Here is a 19,241-nt window from a genome sequence, read left to right as displayed (position 1 = left end):
TCCTATCTTTTAACCTTTTAAAAAAGATGCCATCAGGCATCTTTTTGCGTATCTGGAGTGAATCTAATGAGTGAAAATTTTGATTGGTTAGAGCAGTCTTCTGACTTAAGTATGGACAACCTAGCAACATCCGGTTGGACTGAGGACGAAGCGGTAAGTGCTTGGGGTGAAGCTCAACCTAGTGAGCCCACTCCTTTTGATAGCGTTAAGCGCAAAGCCAAACCTCTGGTGGGTCGTAAGCCCAAAAAGAAGAAGCAAACTAAGCGAAAGCGACGAGAGGCAACTCCGTTCTTTGAACGCCCCGTGATAGCTATGGATACTGAGTATGTAGAATCTGAATGCGGAGGCTACAACCGTATCTTGAGTTACCAATTTGCGGTTCTATTCAAGGGCAAGTTATCAACGATTATCTTGTTCCCAGAATCGACCAAAAAATCGGGACGACTAGCACTGGACAAATGCTTGGTTCAGGCTATTGAAAAAGCGATGGAAGATGAAGTACTTGATAAGTGGCCTACTGACATCATTTTGTGTGCTCATTGGCTATCGGCAGATTTGTTTAACTTCAGCCAAGCTTTTGACCAACTGAAAACACATGTCAAAGGTTTACGTAAGACGGTGGCGAGTCTTGATGACGTATACGGACTGGAACTTGATAAAGTCATGTCTCGACGTATCGATAAAGAGCCACTACAGGCTTACTCGAAGTCTGGTAACAAGAAAACACTCTTCATCACTTTCTACGACACCATGCTTTTATCGCCTAATGGCTCATCCCTCTCATCCGTAGGTGACCTACTGTCTATACCCAAAGTTGAAATTCCAGAGCCGTATTCCATCTCCCGGATGGATGAGTTTCTGGAAGCACAACCGGAGAAATTCGCTGAGTATGCAATTACTGATTCAATTATCAGTGCTCGTCATTTCGAGCGGGTTTCTTCCTTCTGTCAAAATACACTCGGTCTAAATTCGGTTCCGTTCACCATCGGTGGCATTGCCGTTAAAGCCTTTGTTAATAGCTTGGAGGATAAGCGCGGTTACCGTGGTTTGTTTGGTTTTGAGAAGGTGACTAAAGAAGTGTGGCCGTCTGATCGAACTAAGCCCCTAACGATAACTCGTGATGTACCTGTAACAGCTCGCATGACATTAGAGCATTTTTCGACCATGGCCTACCATGGAGGTCGCAACGAGTCATTTATTGCTGGCCCGACGGGTATAGATACATGGCGAGATTATGACGTTCCAAGCTGCTATTCGGCAATTACGCTAGGTCTGCGCGAGTTGGCATACGATCAGATGTACATGACCCAAGATCTTAATGAATTATTTGGCGATAAATGTGCAATGGCTTGGGTTGAGTTTAAGTTCCCTGAACATACTCGCTTCCCAAGTTTAGCCGTTCGATCTGAATATGGATTGATATTTCCGTTATCGGGTGAAACGCACTGCACTGGTCATGAGCTTGAAGTTGCTTATAACCAAGGCGCGGAAATTACCATCAAGCAAGCGTTTGTAGTGCCCTGGAAGAATGACATACGCATTTTTGAACCATTTATGAAATGGGGTAGAGAACGTCGTAAGTCATTCGTTAAAGGCTCTTTTGACGAGAAATTGACTAAGGAGATGTTAAATAGTTGTTATGGAAAATTGGCGCAATCACTTCGTCCGAAGAACTCGTTTGATATCCAAGCTGGATACTCGAAGCAATTACCGCCATCTACTTTAACCAATCCTTTCTTTGCTGCCTATACCACTGGACTTGCAAGAGCCTTGTTGGGGGAAATGCTTCATAGCATCCCCGATGACAAGGTTGTTGTTTCAGTGACGACAGACGGCTTCCTGACTAATGCTGATCTGAATGAAATAGACTTAAAAGGTCCTATTTGTCAGCGGTTCCGAGAGCTCTACCACCGTATAGACCCAACTGGCGGTGAAGTACTGGAACTCAAGCATCAAGCGAAGCAACTTATCGGTGCTAAAACTCGTGCTCAGTACACGGTTATCGGAAGTGAAGGTTTTGAGCCGATACTTGCGAAAGGTAGCGTTAAGGTTGATCCGATGGTCACTGACCAAAGTGCTTATATGGTGAACAAGTATCTTACCCGTAAGCCCGGCGATAAAGTTGATGGTAGCTACCTGACACCGAACCGAATGCGCTTCTTAGAGCATAAGGATTTGATGCTAGAGAAGCGGTCTATCTACCAGAACATGGAGTTCGATCAGAAGCGACAGCTCCTAAATCCGGTAATGGTTGACGTGAAAGGACGGAAGCATATTGCGCTTGAAAGCAAGCCACACAAGTCGGTGGATGAGATGCTGTTTACAAGATTGCGCTTTGATCACTGGCGGAAGGTGCATTGTCTTAAAACGTCTGAGGATTGGTATGACTGGCAAGACCGCTTGGTAATGGCTGAAACCGCTAGTAATAAAAATTTGCGTTTAAAGGCTAATGAGGCCTCTGACAGTTTGATGGCACGCTTATTCTTGCGTTTCTACGCGCATGAAAAAAGCGGTATGAGTAAGAAACAGATCACCGCCAAAGCATTAGCTGAGTGGATGACCGATATTGGCTATCCAACCAAAGCGACCGCTGTTCGTAGTGCTAAGAACGCCAAATTGATTGAAGGCGCTGTACCGATGACTGAGCTAACCATCAGTTTAGCTCGCTTAATAGTCTCGAAGTTTCCTGACTTCGAAGTTGAAATCCTCTTCAACCCTGAATCTCGTTCCTCACTGCGAGAAGCTCTCAACGCCCGTTGAGATCGTAAATATTGACCTATCGAAAGCCCTTATCTCAAAGGCTTTTTTACCAATCAACCATTGCACCGTTGGGGATATAAGAAACCCAACCTCACACGCAATGACATTTATTCAAATCCACAGCCGTCATTCCGGCGGCTAACTCAATAAAATTTTAAGGAGCATTATTATGGCTAATAAAAAATTTAACTTTTACGCATCGGTAAATAACAACATAGCTCGTATCGTAAAAACATGGACTGAATGTGAGAAAATTATTGCTAACCCCGGAGGTAAAAAGAAGGGGGCTTACACCTACAAACAAGCCGAAGAATACTTGCAGGAGTTGGTGTCTGAACGTGATGCTCGCCTTGCGCACAGTAAGCCTAAGAGAAATCGATACAGCAATTCTCGACCAAAAGAAGATTTAAGCTTTTTGAGTACTTTCACAGCAAGACCTACGAAAAAGACCATTACCTGTAAGCTTGGTGTTGGTGGTAAAGGGTCGACGGTTTCGGTTGTAGGTGGTGACACGCAAGTATTTGAAGTTAAGAAACCTACAGTTTCGGCAATGCGCTACCAGCTCTGTATGCACACACTACACATCGCTAAAAGTTTGCTAGATCAGGAGGTGAGTTCTATCGAGATTATAGGGATGGATGCCGCGACGATAAAAACCCTCACTGAATGGGCACCTAAATGGAAGCAACAGAACTGGGTGAAACCTAATGGACAGCCACGACCGAACGCTGAACTCGTGTGCGAAATGCTGGCGCTATATGAGCAGATTAAATCTAAGGTCAGCTTCGGCGAGGGTATAGCTCAAAAAGCACCTGTAGACGACGATGCGCCGTTTTAAGACCTATTTCGAGTAAGTAACCATGTAGAGGTCGTCTGGCTTGTTCTAGGCGGTCTCTGTGTGGTTTTATGCTTAGCAAATTGAAAAGAGATAACAATATGAAAAATATCTATGAAATTGAGGGTGTTGAGTTCCCTTCTCGCACTGCTGCTGCGCGTCACTATGGCTTGAACCCCAAGCTGGTTAATGAGCGCGTAACCAAGTTCGGGTGGACACTAGAGCAAGCCCTTGAGCTGGAAGCGCGCCCTAAAGGTGACTACCGCAAGAAAGTTGTTATAGGTGGCACTGAATACTCAAGTATGCGCCAAGCGGCTAGAGAGCTAGGTGTGGCGCAAAGTACGCTGATGAACCGCATAAAGGCTGGCATATCTTTAGAGGAAGCGCTGTCTGCTGCACACACCGAGCGTGAGAAGTTAAAGGGTCAGTCCAAGCCTATGTTCTACGGTGACAAACTTTACCCTTCTGCGCGTCATTTGTTGCTTGCTAATCCCGCGCTGGTTGCTGGTGGTGATTTGGATAAGGCCGTTACCTCGCTGAATGATAAAGCTCGTCGAGCTAAAAATCAGGGTGAAGTTCGTAACCTATCACTGGATCAAGTTGCTGCTGAGTTTGGTTTGGCGAAAATTGGCTTTGCTGATGAGTTTGATGGCTTTGTTGCGCAGTTAGTTGATCTGGTTGGTGAAGCGGCTTTGACCGAGCTGTTCTATGAGCTGAAGTAGTGCACATTGGTGTTTGAAAGGGAGTAGTTGCGTTGAGTGGCTGCTCCCTTTTTTTGTTGTCTGCGTTTTGTGCTGGTGGTTCTGCTGCGAATTCTCTGCCTGTAACCACTGCGACTGGTATTTATAGCCGTTGGGTCAATACCGTTGAATATTCCGCTCTGAGTGTCTGCTCGAAGGTTCTGAGGGGGAATTTGTTGTTGGATTTTAGCTGGGATGGTTAGGTGGTGGCACGAGACTGTCTGGGGTGTTGAGTCGTAATATAACCAGTACAACAGCAACGCGGTAGCGGCTGTTGTACTGGTTATTATTAATTAGTTTCTAACTCTGGACCTGAAAACTGCCATTCAGTTCGCTCGCTCTAGAACCTGATAGATGGTGATAAATTCGGGGTTGGTGATCACATCGGGGGTGGTGCTTGTGCTAAGTCGGTTTTGCCCCATTGTCATTTTCGCTCTTTAAATTTCTTGTCGTCCTGCTTCAAAATTTTCCTCAATAAAATTCATGTGAGAGAAATATATGGTTTTGCAAAATTATTCATTAAAGGTGAGTAGTTAGACATCCGTTGCCCGGAGATATGCTGACGATGATTTTGAGTCACTTCGGGACAGTAGCGCCTTAGAACATCCGCTCTAAAACATTGATGCTCAACTGTTTGCTAGAGCTGTCACTTTGATTCGTTTCTCTTTGGCTTACTCAATGTAATACCACTATTATGAGACAGAGTGTCTATGAAGTCGGTGGCTATTCATAGGCATGTTACAACATAAGATTCGCTTTTTAACACACCAATTTCTCGATTTTTGTGGATGAAAAAATTGTTAGCCGCAGGTATATATTCAGGTGAAACGTGGTCTTATCTCCGAGTGGTGAAGATAAGACCATAATTTGGGTGTCAGACTAGTTGTACTCGCTTGCCATATTTATCGCCATTGCGATGCCTTTGACTCGTATTTCGAGAAAAAATTGTTCAGTACATTTATTTAGCAAGATTTTCCAGCATAGTTTTAGTTACTAGGGTGATTCCTTTTTCTGTAACACGAAAACCATTGGCTTTATCCTGTTCCTTATCATAGCCAATGCTCAAGCCGGCCGGGACACAACAATAACTATCAAGGATAACTCTCTTCAGTTTAGCGTGTTCACCAACGTGACTGCCATGCAACAATACTGACTCTTCAATAAGACTGTATGAGTGGGCATGGACACTTGAATACAACAATGATTTTCTAATAGTTGAACCAGAAATAATGCACCCTCCAGAAACCGTTGAATCTACGGCCATACCACGGCGTTCATCGTTATCAAAAATGAATTTAGCAGGTGGAAGCTGTTCTTGATATGTCCAAATCGGCCAGTCTTTATCATAAAGGTCAAGTTGTGGTTTAGTTGTAACAAGTTCCATATTGGCTTCCCAAAATGAGTCAAGTGTACCCACGTCACGCCAGTAGGGCTGATTTTCACTGTCTGGATCTTTGAAAGAGTACGCAAAAACATTACTCTCATTAATGATTGAAGGAATGATATCGTGGCCAAAATCGCGGGTGGATCCTTGGACATCCACATCTTTTAATAACTGGTCAAAAAGAAAATCAACATTGAATAAATAATTGCCCATTGAAGCCAAACACTTATTCGGTTTATTCGGAATTTCATTGGGGTGAGCTGGTTTCTCATCAAAAGCAACTATTTTATTTTTGGAATCTACGGTCAGAACACCAAAGCTACCCGCAGCTTCTTCAGTATCAACTTCTAGGCAACAGACTGTCATATCTGCGTTATTTGCTACATGCTCCGCTAGTAGAGTACCATAGTCCATACGATATACATGGTCACCAGACAGAATTAGAATGTACTTGGGTCTATGTGAACGAATTATATCAATATTTTGATATACCGCATCCGCTGTACCAGCATACCAGTCATCGCCCGTTCGTTGTGAAGCAGGTAAAATTTCAACAAATTGTTGAGCTCTAAGGCTTCCCCAACCGCGGCTAATGTGACGGATCAACGAGTGCGACTTGTATTGTGTTGCGATACCTACGCGGTGAATACCTGAATTGAAACAGTTTGATAGTGGAAAATCGATAATACGAAACTTACCACCAAAATATACAGCAGGTTTTGCTCGAAAATCGGTGAGTTCAAATAAACGACTACCTCGACCACCTGCCAATATCAAAGCGTAAGTGTCTTTGGTCAAATTACTGATATGTCTGTCATAATTCTGGGGCATAGAGACCTCCATGGGGGCGATTTATATATACTTGTAGTTATAATCGGAGCAGTGTATTGATTATATGCAAGTTACTATATAGGGTAATTGTTGAATAAACTGTGACTGAAGTTAGGCATTATTACTTGAATAGCCACAAGTATCGTAGCCACTTTCAGCATTACCAAAAAGGTTCTTCTCCGCTTAGGTGAGCTTGATATTTGGGTAAAAAGTTGAGTGGGTATCCGGGACCGATGTTTGTCTGATCTTCAACTTAAAATAATCTGTATCTCTAACTCCTCTGGCTCTTCGGGCTTTGCTTAAATCGATGGAACTAAATCAAGAGGCTACGATCTGATCGGCTACACCCATTAATCGTCGTAGCCTCATACCTAAACCTCGTTACAAAACAACTAACTGGACGCAGTACAACAAAGCCTTAATAAACCGTGGTTCTCTGACCTTTTGGATTGATGAGGAAGCGATAGCCGAGTGGAAGCAAAACAAACAAGGCAAGCGCGGCAGACCTCGCCAATTCAGCGACTTAGCCATTACTACTGCACTGATGGTGAAACGCATATTCTCTATGCCGTTGAGAGCACTGCAAGGATTTCTAGACTCGGTATTTAAGCTGGCTAACATCCCGCTAGTTTGTCCCCACTACACCTGTATAAGCCGTCGAGCTAAGGAAGTTGAGGTTTCATTTAAAACTAAAACCAGAGGTGCGATACAACACCTAGCCATTGATGCCACTGGCCTCAAGGTTTATGGCGAAGGCGAATGGAAGGTCAAGAAGCATGGTACTGACGGGAAGCGTAGAGTCTGGAGAAAGTTGCATTTAGCGGTAGACACCAGCACTCACGAAATAGTCGCAGCAGAGCTTATCTAACGTAACCGATGCCGAAGTACTTCCCAACTTGCTTAAGCAGACACGTCGTAAAATCATTGAGATATCAGGCGATGGTGCTTATGACACAAGGAATTGCCATGATGCCATACGGCTCAAGCGAGCTGTTCCGCTCATTCCGCCACGAGAAGGGGCAGCCTTCTGGGAACGAGGACATCCTCGCAACTTAGCAGTGGGTTGCCAGAAGCTCTAAGGTTCTAACAAGAAATGGAAAAAGCGGTATGGTTATCATAAGCGCTCGCTCTCAGAGACAGCAATGTATCGGGTAAAACAGTTGTTAGGTGGGAAATTAAGCCTGAGGAATTACAACGCTCAAGTTGGTGAGACTTACGCTATGATCAAAGCGCTGAACAAGCTTACAGGGCTAGGTATGCCTGAAACTCAGTATGTTGTTCAAGAACTGAACAACATGGGGCTACCATGTCTTCTCATCGAATTAAGCAACATATATGGACGCACCTCAGGATGCAATGGCTGATTCAATGATACGGTCGCTAACATATATCCGACGTCTTTCTTGGTCATTTGTGCGACCTGCGCCATGATGTATTCCGCCCCTTACTGTCTATTCAAAGCCACGGTTTCAACTAACCTGTTGCTTAATCAGAGTGTAGTAAGGATGGTTCACCGTTTTTTCATCAGCTATTGCAAACTCATTTTCTTATAAAACATATACGTTTCAATTATATAGCTTGAAAGCACAATTAACGTCATATTCACAATCGGTAGCTAGAACACGCCTCACTATACGCCCAAGCTTATTTGCTAAAGCCACTATGGCTTTAGCCTTAGCACGTCGTTCAATTAACCCTCGTAACCAAGCTCCCATAGGTCCGTACTTGAAGCTCTGCAACGTAGTACAGCTCTAGCACCATGAATGAGTAGTGTACTTAGGTCTCGGTTTCCACTCTTTGATAAAGCTCCAAGGCTATTCTTTCCACCTGTACTATTCTGCTTGGGAACTAACCCACACCATGCCGAAAACTGTCTACCATTTTGAAACTGTTCACCAGAGCCAACTTCACTAACAATCGCAGCCGTTAAGATCGGACCAAAGCCAGGGATATTCTTAATCGCCTTGTAGCGCGGACTCTGCTGACTCAGCGAAGTTATGTCCTGAGTTACATCATCGATCTTGCTGCTAATGCTGGTAAAATCACAGTATAAGTTTTGCAGTAAGTTTCTCATAACATGAGATAACTCATTCTCTGCATCTTCAATGATTAACGGTAAGTGATTACGCAATGCTCTTATTGATGTTGGGAAAACTATCCCATATTCAGCTGTTAGACCTCTGATTTGGTTAGCAAGAGCAGTTCTTTGTTCGACTAAGCGAGAGCGAACATTTCGCAAAGCTTTCAGGTCCTGTTGTTCGATAGTTTTAACTGGCACAAAATGAATATCAGGTCTCGAATAAGCTTCGCAAATGGCTCTTGCATCATTTGCGTCGTTCTTTTGTCTACCGACGAAAGGCTTAACATGCTGTGCTGGAATGAGTGATACCTTAAAACCAAGCCTTAAAATAGTGTGATGAAGCACATGACTCCATAGCCAGTGGAGTGTTATCTGGAAGATGACGGATTGTATGGAGCAGTTTAACTCCAGCAACCTTACGATTTGACGAGATAGTACCGTCAATATTCAATACGCACACTTGAAAGTAGTTCTTAGCTAAATCGATACCGACAACTTTAATGGACATGGCTGTTACTCCTGATCTTAATGGCTGTACCTGTAGTGTGGTACAGCAATGTTAGAAAGGAGGTGCGTCCATCACATCAAAGCCGATATGCATAGTCAATTCAATCCTTTAAGCGTATAAGTATTTGTGCAATTATGATTTGTTGAAGACGTGGGCTTGGTGGATAAAATGATAACTCAAACAAGAGAATCAAATATAAAAAAGATGCTTTATTCATGCTTGTTACTAGCTTTTGTAGTCGTGATGGCAATAACATTCATATTTAATGAATATCAAACTCAAAGAGAACGAATTTTACTTGGTTCTTCTCATGAACTACGTTCTAAAGTTGAGTCTAGCTTAGGCGTTTATAAAGATTTTTCAAATTACGTATTTAAAGAAATTGAGGATGACCAAGATATTTTTAGGTTGATGAGTGAAGCCTATTTTGGTGATGAGAGCATAAGAACATCTAATAGAAATTCAATATACTCGATGCTGGAAGAAAAGTATAAAACTCTTACAGGTTTTAACTTTCGACAGTTACATTTTCACTTTGAAAATGGTGATAGTTTTTTACGTGTCCATAAACCTGAAAAATTTGGTGATAATTTATTCTCTATAAGAGAATCGGTAAGGATATCCAATAAAGAAAAGCGATTTGTACAGGGGTTTGAAGAAGGTAGAATATATAACGGTTATCGATTCGTTTATCCAGTAGTATATAATGACATTCAGATAGGCACTTTAGAAGTATCCCTATCAATGGGTAGTATCGTCAATTTATTGTTTAATCTATATCCTGAACAAGATTTTTTCTTCTTGATGAATAAGGATGTTGTGAATTACAAAGTGTTTGATGATACGAAGAATAACTACATACATAGTAAAATAGCCAGTGATTACTATGTAGATAAAGATGTGCTAAATAAAAGCCTGGAAAACATGAAGTTTACTGAACTTGAGGGTTATACTGAACTATTTAAAAAACAGCTTGATCCTCATATTAAAACTGGTAATACTTTTTCAAAAGAGTTCAATGTGAATGGAAAATATCTGATTGTATCTTTCTTATCAGTTGAAAATTTTAAAAGAGAGCACGTGGCCTATTTAATTTCAATATCAGAAGACGATACATTAATGCTTATGAAAAGAAACTATCTGTTGTTTAATTTTATGATATTTATAGTGTTAATCTCATTTTTTGTAATTGTTTTTCAAAGTTATCGAAATCAAAATAAACTACTTAAAATGTCAACCATAGACTTTCTAACTCAAGTGCTAAATAGAAATAAGATGGTTGAACTATTGTCACAGGAATACGTTAAAGCAAAAAGGTATAATTCCATATATACCGTAATGATGTTTGATATTGACTACTTTAAAAGCATCAATGACGAGTTTGGTCATGCTGTTGGCGATGATTATCTAGTTCAGTTTAGTAAATTAATCCATAGAAACATAAGAATTAGTGACTCTTTTGCTCGTTGGGGCGGTGAGGAGTTTGTTCTATTGCTTCCCAACACAGATGAAGACAGCTCGATGCTAGTTGCCGAAAAATTGCGAAGTTTAATAGAACAGTATATTTTTTCTGGCCCTAGAAACATAACTGTAAGTATCGGTATCTCTGAGTTCCAATTAGATGACAGTAGTCTAGAAGATGCCATAGAAAGAGCTGATACAGCACTTTATCACTCGAAAGAAAATGGCAGGAACCAAGCGACACGCTGGAGTGTGATTAAGTCTTAATCTTAATCGCCTAAAATCAGACCAAATTGGCATATGACATGTGCCAATTTGATTGGATACATCATCGAGCGATCGTTCAGTGCCTGAAGTTATTAGTGCTTTTTAAATCAATGAAAACAATTACTTGGTGATAAATAATTATTGCGACCGCTACTTTTTGCTTTGTACAGAGCAGAGTCGACCTGCTCTAAATAAAACTCAATTGTACTCTACGTTGAGGAACCTAACTGTATACTTCGACAGAAGCTGTGATTTGATGGGAGATGCCAATGATTTCACAAGAGATAGCGATGGTTTCAATATTCCTTCGAATTCTTTCCGCTAGCTCAAGGATTTCAAAACTAGATGATCCAGATATGACCACTAAAACTCTTCGCCTCCCATCCTGAAAGCGAAATCACCAGAACGTCGACTAAACACATGCTTTAACACACAATGTCAGGAACCTAAGCTATGCACTAACACTGCAGACCATTTGGCATACCTGAGCTAATCATGAATCGCTAAGTTAGTAAAATAGCTAAAACACTTTTGTCCATCATCGTGTCAGATAGGTCTCAAACTTCTAGCATGAAAATGCACCGGAGTGAGTTTAAAAGGTCAGATGAATTCCAGAATATAGCTACGCTCCTTCAGAGTAACTTGGTATTGAAGTACGAGTGAGAGAAGTGGTTTTTCAGTTTATTTGCGATAAATTAAGCACATCAACTCAAGATCTGATAACGTATAGAAAACTTAATCTTAATTTTATATACCATGAACCTTGAACCCCTAATAGAAGAACTAAAATCAATCGCTGAAGAATTTCCTCTCAAAGAATACTTTACATGGATGATGCCAGAGGACTGCCCGTTAGATTTTCCAAGCGAAATTACTTCAAACTATGACCGAAATATTTTCATGAAGCACAACTTGAGCTCTTTGTTAGTTAACGACTTAACCAATCGCTACTGGGTTATTCAGAAATGGGGAGGGATTGGAAGTCTCAAATCGACAGAAAAAAATGATGATATATTGTCGAAGCTAGATGCTCGTCTCAGCAAAGGCGCTCTAGATAAAAATACATTCGATGTAATTTCATCAATGTCTAAAGTTGCCTCTTTTCTCGATCATACGAAGTATGCTATTTACGACTCAAGGGTCATCTACTCACTTAATTGGCTATTGCTCAAACATACTGATACTAATGAGTTCTATCCGATGCCTTCGGGTCGAAATAAAGATTTAATCAAATTAGACCTAGATACAATCATTAATCTCACTGGCCGAGATTCTGACAAAATAAGTTATAAAGATGCATACCATAGATATTGTGACCTGATGATTGAACTCTCTAAAGCTATCTACGAACGTCACGAACCATACTGGTCTGAAATGCTCTTATTCTCTATTGCACCAAAGTACATTACGGGTGACATCAAGCAATCGATTTCTATCTCAATTAATGACTAACAAGCTACTAGGTGGAGATTTACAAGAACTAAACATGTTTCTTTTTATCAATAACACTTACCTAAAGTACTGCAGAGGCTGAAATCTAGTATATTGACTCTAAATGATTTCTGTCCAGAAACGTGTTACAAAGAGTGGTCTAGTTGTGCACAATTTTAAATCTGTGCTCAACGCGTGCTAAAAAGATCCAATAAAATCCTATTTCATGGTCCTTGATATCCAAAAAAATCCTCTTAAATGCAAGTAATTACAAGTGCTTAAGAGGAATTCAAAATCCGTTGCCTTCGGGCGTGGGGGTTCAAGTCCGCCCACCGGTACCATATTTTAAGACAGAGTCTCGACGTAAGTCGGGGCTTTGTTGTTTCTGGTGTTTGTGAATTCAAATCCAGCGTGGCGGCTTGGATGCAAGCCCAGTCAAGTCGCCCACCGGTACCATACATAGAAAGGTCGCTTTTATAGCGGCCTTTCGTCGTTTTAGGTGTTTGAAAATATTCGATTTTTCAGGTTGCTACCTCAGTTTCCCTTGCTTGTTATCGACGCTTTTCTCGCTCCAAGAGACTCGCTTTATCTGCCTTTATATTTCTCTCATGGTTCATATATGGTGCATCATATGACGACTCTGTGCACCGGGATATATACCAGCTACCACACTTCCAATTTGTCATTCTGGTTTAAAGTCAGATCTTTGAAATTAAAATCAACCTAGTAGAAACCTCCTTTCTTTCACAATCTTCACCCTGTGGGTACATTGGCGTAAATATTCAATTCTTTTTCTGTTTTCATCACTAATCTACTTATCCAAGTAAACAAAAATGACTGTTAATGAACAGTGCTTGTACAGGTGAAAGTGTTGGGGGAATGGTTATGTTGAAAACAGTACTGATAACAGGTGGAACGCGAGGTGTCGGGGCAGCACTGGTGGAGCAGTATTTGATGAGGGGGTTCAACGTGATTGCAACTGGTAGTTGCCAAGCAACAGTAGATAAGGCTCGCAATGAGACCCCTGAAGCCGATTGGCTCGTGTGTAATCTGTCTAGTGATTTGAGTATTGATCTACTATGCCAACACTTGGTGAATAAACCCTTGCATTTCGTGATTCATAATGCAGGGGTTCAACAATTACGAAACTACTTTGATAAACAACCAACGCAAATATCTAGCCACGATGAGACTATGATTAACTTAATCGCACCTATTATTTTAACAGAGAAGTTATCTGATAACGTGTTGTCGAATAAAGGCACATGGGTTTATGTTACATCGGGTCTGGCTATTGCGCCTAAACAGAGTTCCCCTGTGTACTGCGCCAATAAGGCAGGATTGAGAGCTTTTACTAAGTCATTTCGGGCGCAAGCTAAAATGGGGAAGCATCCTATTCATGTTTGTGAAGCAATTCTGCCACTGGTTGATACCGATATGGTTCGTGGGCGAGGTAAAGGCAAGATAACTGCTCAAGAAGCAGCAAGGCAGATTATTGCAGGGGTTGATAGAGCGAAGCCGGAAATTCAAGTTGGAAAAACTAAAGCTCTTATGAGTTTAAGAAAGTGGTTTCCCAATTTTGCAGAAAGCTTGATGTTGAGGATATAGCGATGAATCACAGGACGAAGGTAGGTTCTAAAAAGTCGACGCTGACACAACGTATTTTGAACTGGATAAGTGAAAACGCTACCAAGCCGAAAGCTCTGCCCATTCTTGGTGGACTCTCGATTGGTGATTTTTTTATTCCAGCTTTACCTACGCAAACCTCTGTGATCTTGTTGGCTTGGTGTCAGCCTAAGCGAGCTATTTGGATCATTCTAACCTTTGCCATTGCTGCAACGGCAGGGGCTGGTGTCTTGTCACTGATTGCTTATTCGGTTGATGGTTACTTGATAGCTGGAATTTCACCGCCCGATTCTGATTTATATCAACATAGGTTGCGACTACAAAACTGGCTCGAACAATACGGGTTATGGACATTGCTGGTTATGTCTATGCTACCAACGCCACCAAGGTTGTTGATTATTTTGAGTTTGTTGTCAGGGATTGCTTGGCTGAATATTGCAGCGACCGTATTCCTTGGAAAGCTAGCTTGGTATAGCTTAGTGGTGATGTTAGTGATCAAAACACCTTCTTTTTTAATGTCATTACCGTGGATTGGGCTGAAATTGCAGGCAATCTTAACTCGCTAGGAGGTTCCGTAGACAATATGGGGTCAGCTAACTCTACCAGCGCTATGCCGTTTGCCAGTCGAGTCATGATGGACATCATGTTATCTGGGCTGAAACTTCACCAATTAAATGGTTGTGGCGTTTCATTTGAACAAAACTTAGCCAAAGTCCCTCTCGCCACGAAGCGCGAGTTTTTACGTAAAGTGAGTGATGAACTTGGGTTAGATGTTAGTGTAAAACTTGGTCGTGGAGTTGTTTTGCATCTGGAACAACCGCTGGGGCGTGTATTGCTATCGCAAAAGACAATATCAAGCTTGTTTGCTAGATGGCAAAGACTAGAGCGTTATGTGCATGCTAATCATTACACGGAGATTGAGTTGCATGACAGATATGCGATTGTTCAACATCTTTCTCGAACCAAAGAAGAACCACACTTGGAAGAGGATCTCGCGGTGCTCGGACTGATATGTGCTTTAGTCGCTCAATCGGGCGCTAGTGACGTCGAGCTTTTTACTGGAGATAATTTAGAGCAACTTGTTTATAGCTACACTAGTAATCAAGTTAATCCTCAAGCATTAAAACCTAATAAATATTGGAAAATTAGGTGGCAAAATACCGATGATCAAGAATTAAGTTTCGATGTGCCGAAAGAAATGGGTCAAACGTGGAAATATAGAGTTCAAGAAAGTATTGGAGTGCTCGGGCTGTTCGATTGCAGTCTAGAGAATGTTGCGACGCATCTCTGTACATCGGTGCGTTCATTACAACGACACTTAGCGTTTGAAGGGATTAAGTTTGCCCAGTTGGTGCAGAATATGCGAGTGAACCAAGCTGCAAAGATGATGCTGGAGGGGGACTCTTGTTTAGCTGAGATTGGTTTTCTATGTGGATTCAGTGATCAAGCACATTTCACTCGCGTGTTTACTCAATGGAATGGGATGTCGCCTAAGGCTTATCTTGCGATTATCCAGTAGACCTCTTTGGAGAGCATTCTGGGTTTAGCCTAATATTTTAGGATCCACTCTGCAGAGGATTGGGCAAGCAAACAATCCTAAAAACCAGAAATTATCAGTAATATACCGCTTAGTTAGTGTTAGATAAATAACCGGTACTATCAAATCAAGTTAGTTTTTGACATTATTCCTCTCCTCTGATTTATATGAATTCACCAGATTTTTATCAATAAATTGCAATGATTAATTTTGGATAGCATCTATATTGGTAAGCAACTCATCATCATCGATTAAACTCTGCAATGGTTTAAGATTCCCTCCTGTATATTTATCACTTTTTCTTTTTATAAATACCAAGACTTTTCTTTAGAATGATATTTTTAATTCTTTTCTTTGTGCTCGTTATCCTCTATGTGCTCTGTGAGTACCTTGTTGGTCCGCCTGCAGTTTAGCACAGCCCGTTGGAAGCTTTCGGTTAATGATGCTTGATGTTTGATGACAAAAACTGACAGAACAAGATAATTTTATTTTTAAAATAGATTTTAAAATCTATCCCTTTTTATTGATTAATATGGATTTTATTTGTTTCTCTATGATTTTTACGTTAATTAATTTTAATAATTTCTAAAACGTGATGTGAGTGCGTATCGTTGTTGCTGTTCCGAAGAGTTATCCGGTTGCACTTGGGTAAAAGAAAGGAAGCAATCTTTAATGGAGCTCAGAGGTTAGCGATGACGAATCTTAATGAGTCGAGTATTGCTAAATGAATTTTGTCTGATATCGCCATGTCATTTATCTAACAAGCTAAATGTAACTGCAATATTAGTAATCTAATCATAAATGGATTCTCTAACCGTCAATACAGGCTATGTGTTGAACGAATAAATGGCTTAAATGCGTGCTTATCATTCGGCTAAAAAGTGATCTGAATAAACAACTACGAAAAGATTAAACACGCGAACTAATTTACTAACTTTATTAATAGGAAACATCATGAAGAAATTATTAATGGCAGCTTTGTTGGTTACAATGGCAAGTTTAACGGGTTGTAAATCACTTCACCACCATCATAACCACCACGCGGTTAAAACCAATAAGCATCATCATGTTGATAAACATCATGTTGATAAACATCATGGTGAGCATCATCACAAACATCATGGGGATCGTCATCATCACGATCATAAGTGTCACCATGGTGATCACTGTTATAAATCAAGCCATCACAGACATGGTTAATAGTCAGCAAAATAAGCGGGGCCCAATGCGGCCCCGCTTTTTTATAGAGCATTCTGTTTTCACAGTTATTATCTCGTACGCCCATTGTTTCTCGATATGTAGCGCAATACACCTCGCTTGTTGATTGTTACTCTACTTCTACCTGTGGTCTGAATACCATTTCATGCATGATGACATCGTCTGGTAATTTTAGTAGTCCAATAACTGTTCGAGCAACGCTCTCTGGCTTCATATATTGTGGACGGCTTGCTTCTCTGAAGTTCGTATCTGTGCCTCCAGGCAGTAAGTTGGTGACTTTTATGCCGTGTGGTTGGGCTTCCTTCATCAGTACACCAGTGAACCCTGATAGGCCTTGTTTCATTGAAGTGTAAACTGACATTGTTTCACTGGCTCGTTTTGCAACGGTACTGGTGACATTAATGATATAACCGGACTGCTGAGTTTTCATGAGTGAAAGCGCTTCTCTACAAAGTATCATCGGTGCTTTCAAGTTAATCGCGTACTGTAAATCGATCTCTTCTACTGAGATCTCGTCAATTGCACGTTTAGCACTGTTCATGCCTGCGTTGTTGACGAGTACATCTAATCCGCCCAAGGTGTTTGTGGCATCATTAAACATATCAATAACATGTTGTGAATCAGAAAGATCGTAAGCGCCAATGTGGCATCCTGTAATGTCTTTAAGTTCAATTAACTTTTCTGTTGTTCTACCCGTAGCAAATACTTCGTGTTGCTCAGCTCGCAACTGTTTTACTAGTTCAAACCCGATACCGCTTGTTGCTCCTGTAACAAGAACTTTCATTTCTTTACTCCATGATGATCTTAAACACACTGTCATATCATTATGCCTAGGTTTTCGAACTCGAAAAGGAACTATGTATATTTTTCTACACGCGTACGATGTTTTCCAAACGGGTTATTCGGTCAATGAGTGTGTCTTTATGCACCAAGTTTACTGATGAATTTGCATTTAAAATCGACTACTATGCGTGACTTACAGTGATGACTTTATATGTAATAAAACAGTGGCAGCAATTAAACTTACAGTGGATCGTATTCAGCCCGGACTACACATTCGCCTTCCGTTAAAGTGGAACGATCACCCGTTCTTACTTAATAGCTTTAAGATTAAAGATCAAACTCAGATCGATATAATCAAGCATCTAGGTATTAAGTTTGTCTACTTCAACCCAGAGCAAAGTGATGCGCAGCCTCTGCCTGCCAAAGGTTCGTCTGAGACTCACTCTAAAAGCGAAGAGTCTTTAAATTTGGAGGCTCAGAAGCTGTGGAACGAAAAACAGAAGCGGATTGAAAGCTTGAGTGCCTATCGACGTAGAGTTATTCAATGTGAAAAGGAGTTTGAGCGTTCACTTGCTCGTATGCGAGCTGTAATGACTAAAATTCGTAATCGTCCAGCAGCCGCGGTGGAAGAAGCAAAAATGCTGGTCGATGATATTGTTGAAAAGTTAATGAGTGATGATAACGTCACACTCCATCTAATGAATGGCAACAATGAATTTGAAGACATCTACTTTCATTCGTTGAACGTTGCAGTCATTGCGATGATGGTTGGCCGAGCAAAGGGATATTCCTCAGAACGGTTAAAAGCACTGTCTTTTGCCGCGCTTTTTCATGATATGGGTAAGATCAAGATCCCAACAGCCATTTTAAGAAAACAAGTTGCACTAACCACGCCTGAAGAAAACTATCTAAAGCTACATACAAAGTATGGTTTGGATCTTGCCAATCAAATTGAAGGGTTTCCAGAAGAGGCAAAAACTGTCATAGCTCAGCATCATGAACTTCGAGATGGCTCTGGTTATCCTGTGGGACTCCGAGGGGATGAAATCGATGAGCTTGCACAAGTTATTATCGTTGCTAATGCGTTCGATAACTTGTGTCATACCTCGGTTTTAGCCGAACAAAAGATTCCTTACACTGCACTTTCTCATTTGTACAAGAACTGTAAACACCTATATAAAGAAGAGAACCTCAATATCTTAATTAAGTTTATGGGGGTTTTCCCTCCGGGGACGGTTGTACAACTGTCGAACAAAATGATTGGTTTAGTCATATCTGTTAATGCTTCTAATTTATTATTCCCGAATGTGTTGGTCTATGACCCATCGGTTCCAAGGACACAAGCCCCAATTATTAATTTAGCAGAGAAGGGCCTGAAAATAGTTAATGCTATTCATCCGGCCAAATTGCCTGAGCAGATAAAAGAGTATCTTAACCCGCGCTCTAGAATTTCCTACTTTTTTGATAGTGATGACTAATTATCCACAGGTATTTGTGGGTAAGCTGTATAAATGCTGAGGGTTATATAGGGGTATTTTTTAAGTTGTACGTAAAGTGTTCGGTTGAGTTCTTTTTACGAAAAAATCGATTTTTTATTGCTAAAACAATTCTGCTCCCTATAATGCGCATCCACCGACACGGCAGACCTTATAAGGCTTCAGCAATGTTGGGTAAGGTGAAAATCTTCTAGAAAAATTAGTTGAAAAAAGTGTTTGACACTTTCAGTTATCTCGCTAGAATTCACCTCCGCTTTGTAGAGAGTTATCTCGAAAAGCGAAGC

12 protein-coding genes and 2 pseudogenes are annotated in these 19,241 nt (G+C 41.0%); 11 read left to right on the top strand and 3 right to left on the bottom strand.

Annotated features, from left to right (window positions below):
- The first annotated feature begins 66 nt into the window (after window positions 1-66).
- The 3 genes from SU60_RS17385 to SU60_RS17375 all read left to right on the top strand — a co-directional run bounded on the left by SU60_RS17385 (window position 67) and on the right by SU60_RS17375 (window position 4,317).
- Window positions 67-2,760 carry a hypothetical protein gene (locus SU60_RS17385; protein WP_041156642.1) on the top strand — a complete coding sequence of 898 codons (2,694 nt, stop codon included), beginning with the start codon at window positions 67-69 and terminating at the stop codon, window positions 2,758-2,760.
- A gap of 169 nt (window positions 2,761-2,929) precedes the next feature.
- The gene (locus SU60_RS17380; RefSeq protein ID WP_041156641.1) at window positions 2,930-3,598 is read left to right on the top strand and encodes a ribonuclease H family protein; all 669 of its coding nucleotides are present in this window, start codon (window positions 2,930-2,932) and stop codon (window positions 3,596-3,598) included.
- A 98-nt stretch (window positions 3,599-3,696) separates the two neighbouring features.
- Window positions 3,697-4,317 (top strand): helix-turn-helix domain-containing protein, encoded by a 621-nt coding sequence (locus SU60_RS17375; protein WP_041156640.1) that lies wholly within the window; start codon window positions 3,697-3,699, stop codon window positions 4,315-4,317.
- 976 nt (window positions 4,318-5,293) lie between these two features.
- On the opposite strand, the gene glgC is transcribed toward SU60_RS17375, so the two are convergent.
- A complete protein-coding gene (gene glgC, locus SU60_RS17370) occupies window positions 5,294-6,550 on the bottom strand; it encodes a glucose-1-phosphate adenylyltransferase (protein ID WP_041156639.1) in 1,257 nt (418 codons plus the stop codon).
- 367 nt (window positions 6,551-6,917) lie between these two features.
- On the opposite strand from glgC, the pseudogene SU60_RS17365 reads away from it, so the two are divergent.
- A pseudogene (locus SU60_RS17365) lies at window positions 6,918-7,830 on the top strand (IS5 family transposase); the annotation flags it as partial.
- Between the two features lie 285 nt (window positions 7,831-8,115).
- Here SU60_RS17365 and SU60_RS17360 read toward each other — a convergent pair.
- Window positions 8,116-9,138: pseudogene (locus tag SU60_RS17360) on the bottom strand (IS110 family RNA-guided transposase).
- Window positions 9,139-9,306: 168 nt separating this feature from the next.
- Here SU60_RS17360 and SU60_RS17355 point away from each other — a divergent pair.
- From SU60_RS17355 to SU60_RS22035, 6 genes are all read left to right on the top strand, one after another.
- Window positions 9,307-10,866, top strand: a complete 1,560-nt coding sequence (locus tag SU60_RS17355; protein ID WP_128814717.1) for a sensor domain-containing diguanylate cyclase — start codon at window positions 9,307-9,309, stop codon at window positions 10,864-10,866.
- A gap of 756 nt (window positions 10,867-11,622) precedes the next feature.
- On the top strand, window positions 11,623-12,318 hold the full coding sequence (locus SU60_RS17350; RefSeq protein WP_041156638.1) for a hypothetical protein: 696 nt from the start codon (window positions 11,623-11,625) through the stop codon (window positions 12,316-12,318).
- Window positions 12,319-13,182: 864 nt separating this feature from the next.
- On the top strand, window positions 13,183-13,905 hold the full coding sequence (locus tag SU60_RS17345; RefSeq protein ID WP_041156687.1) for an SDR family NAD(P)-dependent oxidoreductase: 723 nt from the start codon (window positions 13,183-13,185) through the stop codon (window positions 13,903-13,905).
- 2 nt (window positions 13,906-13,907) lie between these two features.
- Window positions 13,908-14,489 (top strand): hypothetical protein, encoded by a 582-nt coding sequence (locus tag SU60_RS17340; protein WP_041156686.1) that lies wholly within the window; start codon window positions 13,908-13,910, stop codon window positions 14,487-14,489.
- Between the two features lie 17 nt (window positions 14,490-14,506).
- Window positions 14,507-15,442, top strand: a complete 936-nt coding sequence (locus SU60_RS17335) for a helix-turn-helix transcriptional regulator (RefSeq protein ID WP_041156637.1) — start codon at window positions 14,507-14,509, stop codon at window positions 15,440-15,442.
- Window positions 15,443-16,414: 972 nt separating this feature from the next.
- Window positions 16,415-16,660, top strand: a complete 246-nt coding sequence (locus tag SU60_RS22035; RefSeq protein WP_164833054.1) for a hypothetical protein — start codon at window positions 16,415-16,417, stop codon at window positions 16,658-16,660.
- 127 nt (window positions 16,661-16,787) lie between these two features.
- Here the strand turns inward: SU60_RS22035 and SU60_RS17330 are convergent, their stop codons facing one another.
- Window positions 16,788-17,462 carry an SDR family oxidoreductase gene (locus SU60_RS17330; RefSeq protein ID WP_041156636.1) on the bottom strand — a complete coding sequence of 225 codons (675 nt, stop codon included), beginning with the start codon at window positions 17,460-17,462 and terminating at the stop codon, window positions 16,788-16,790.
- Between the two features lie 223 nt (window positions 17,463-17,685).
- Here SU60_RS17330 and SU60_RS17325 point away from each other — a divergent pair, with 223 nt between their 5' ends.
- The gene (locus SU60_RS17325; protein ID WP_041156635.1) at window positions 17,686-18,939 is read left to right on the top strand and encodes an HD-GYP domain-containing protein; all 1,254 of its coding nucleotides are present in this window, start codon (window positions 17,686-17,688) and stop codon (window positions 18,937-18,939) included.
- Window positions 18,940-19,241 lie beyond the last annotated feature (302 nt).

This window comes from Vibrio mytili, from assembly GCF_000830505.1.
Lineage (GTDB): Bacteria > Pseudomonadota > Gammaproteobacteria > Enterobacterales > Vibrionaceae > Vibrio > Vibrio mytili.
This window is presented reverse-complemented; position numbering and strand designations above follow the sequence as displayed.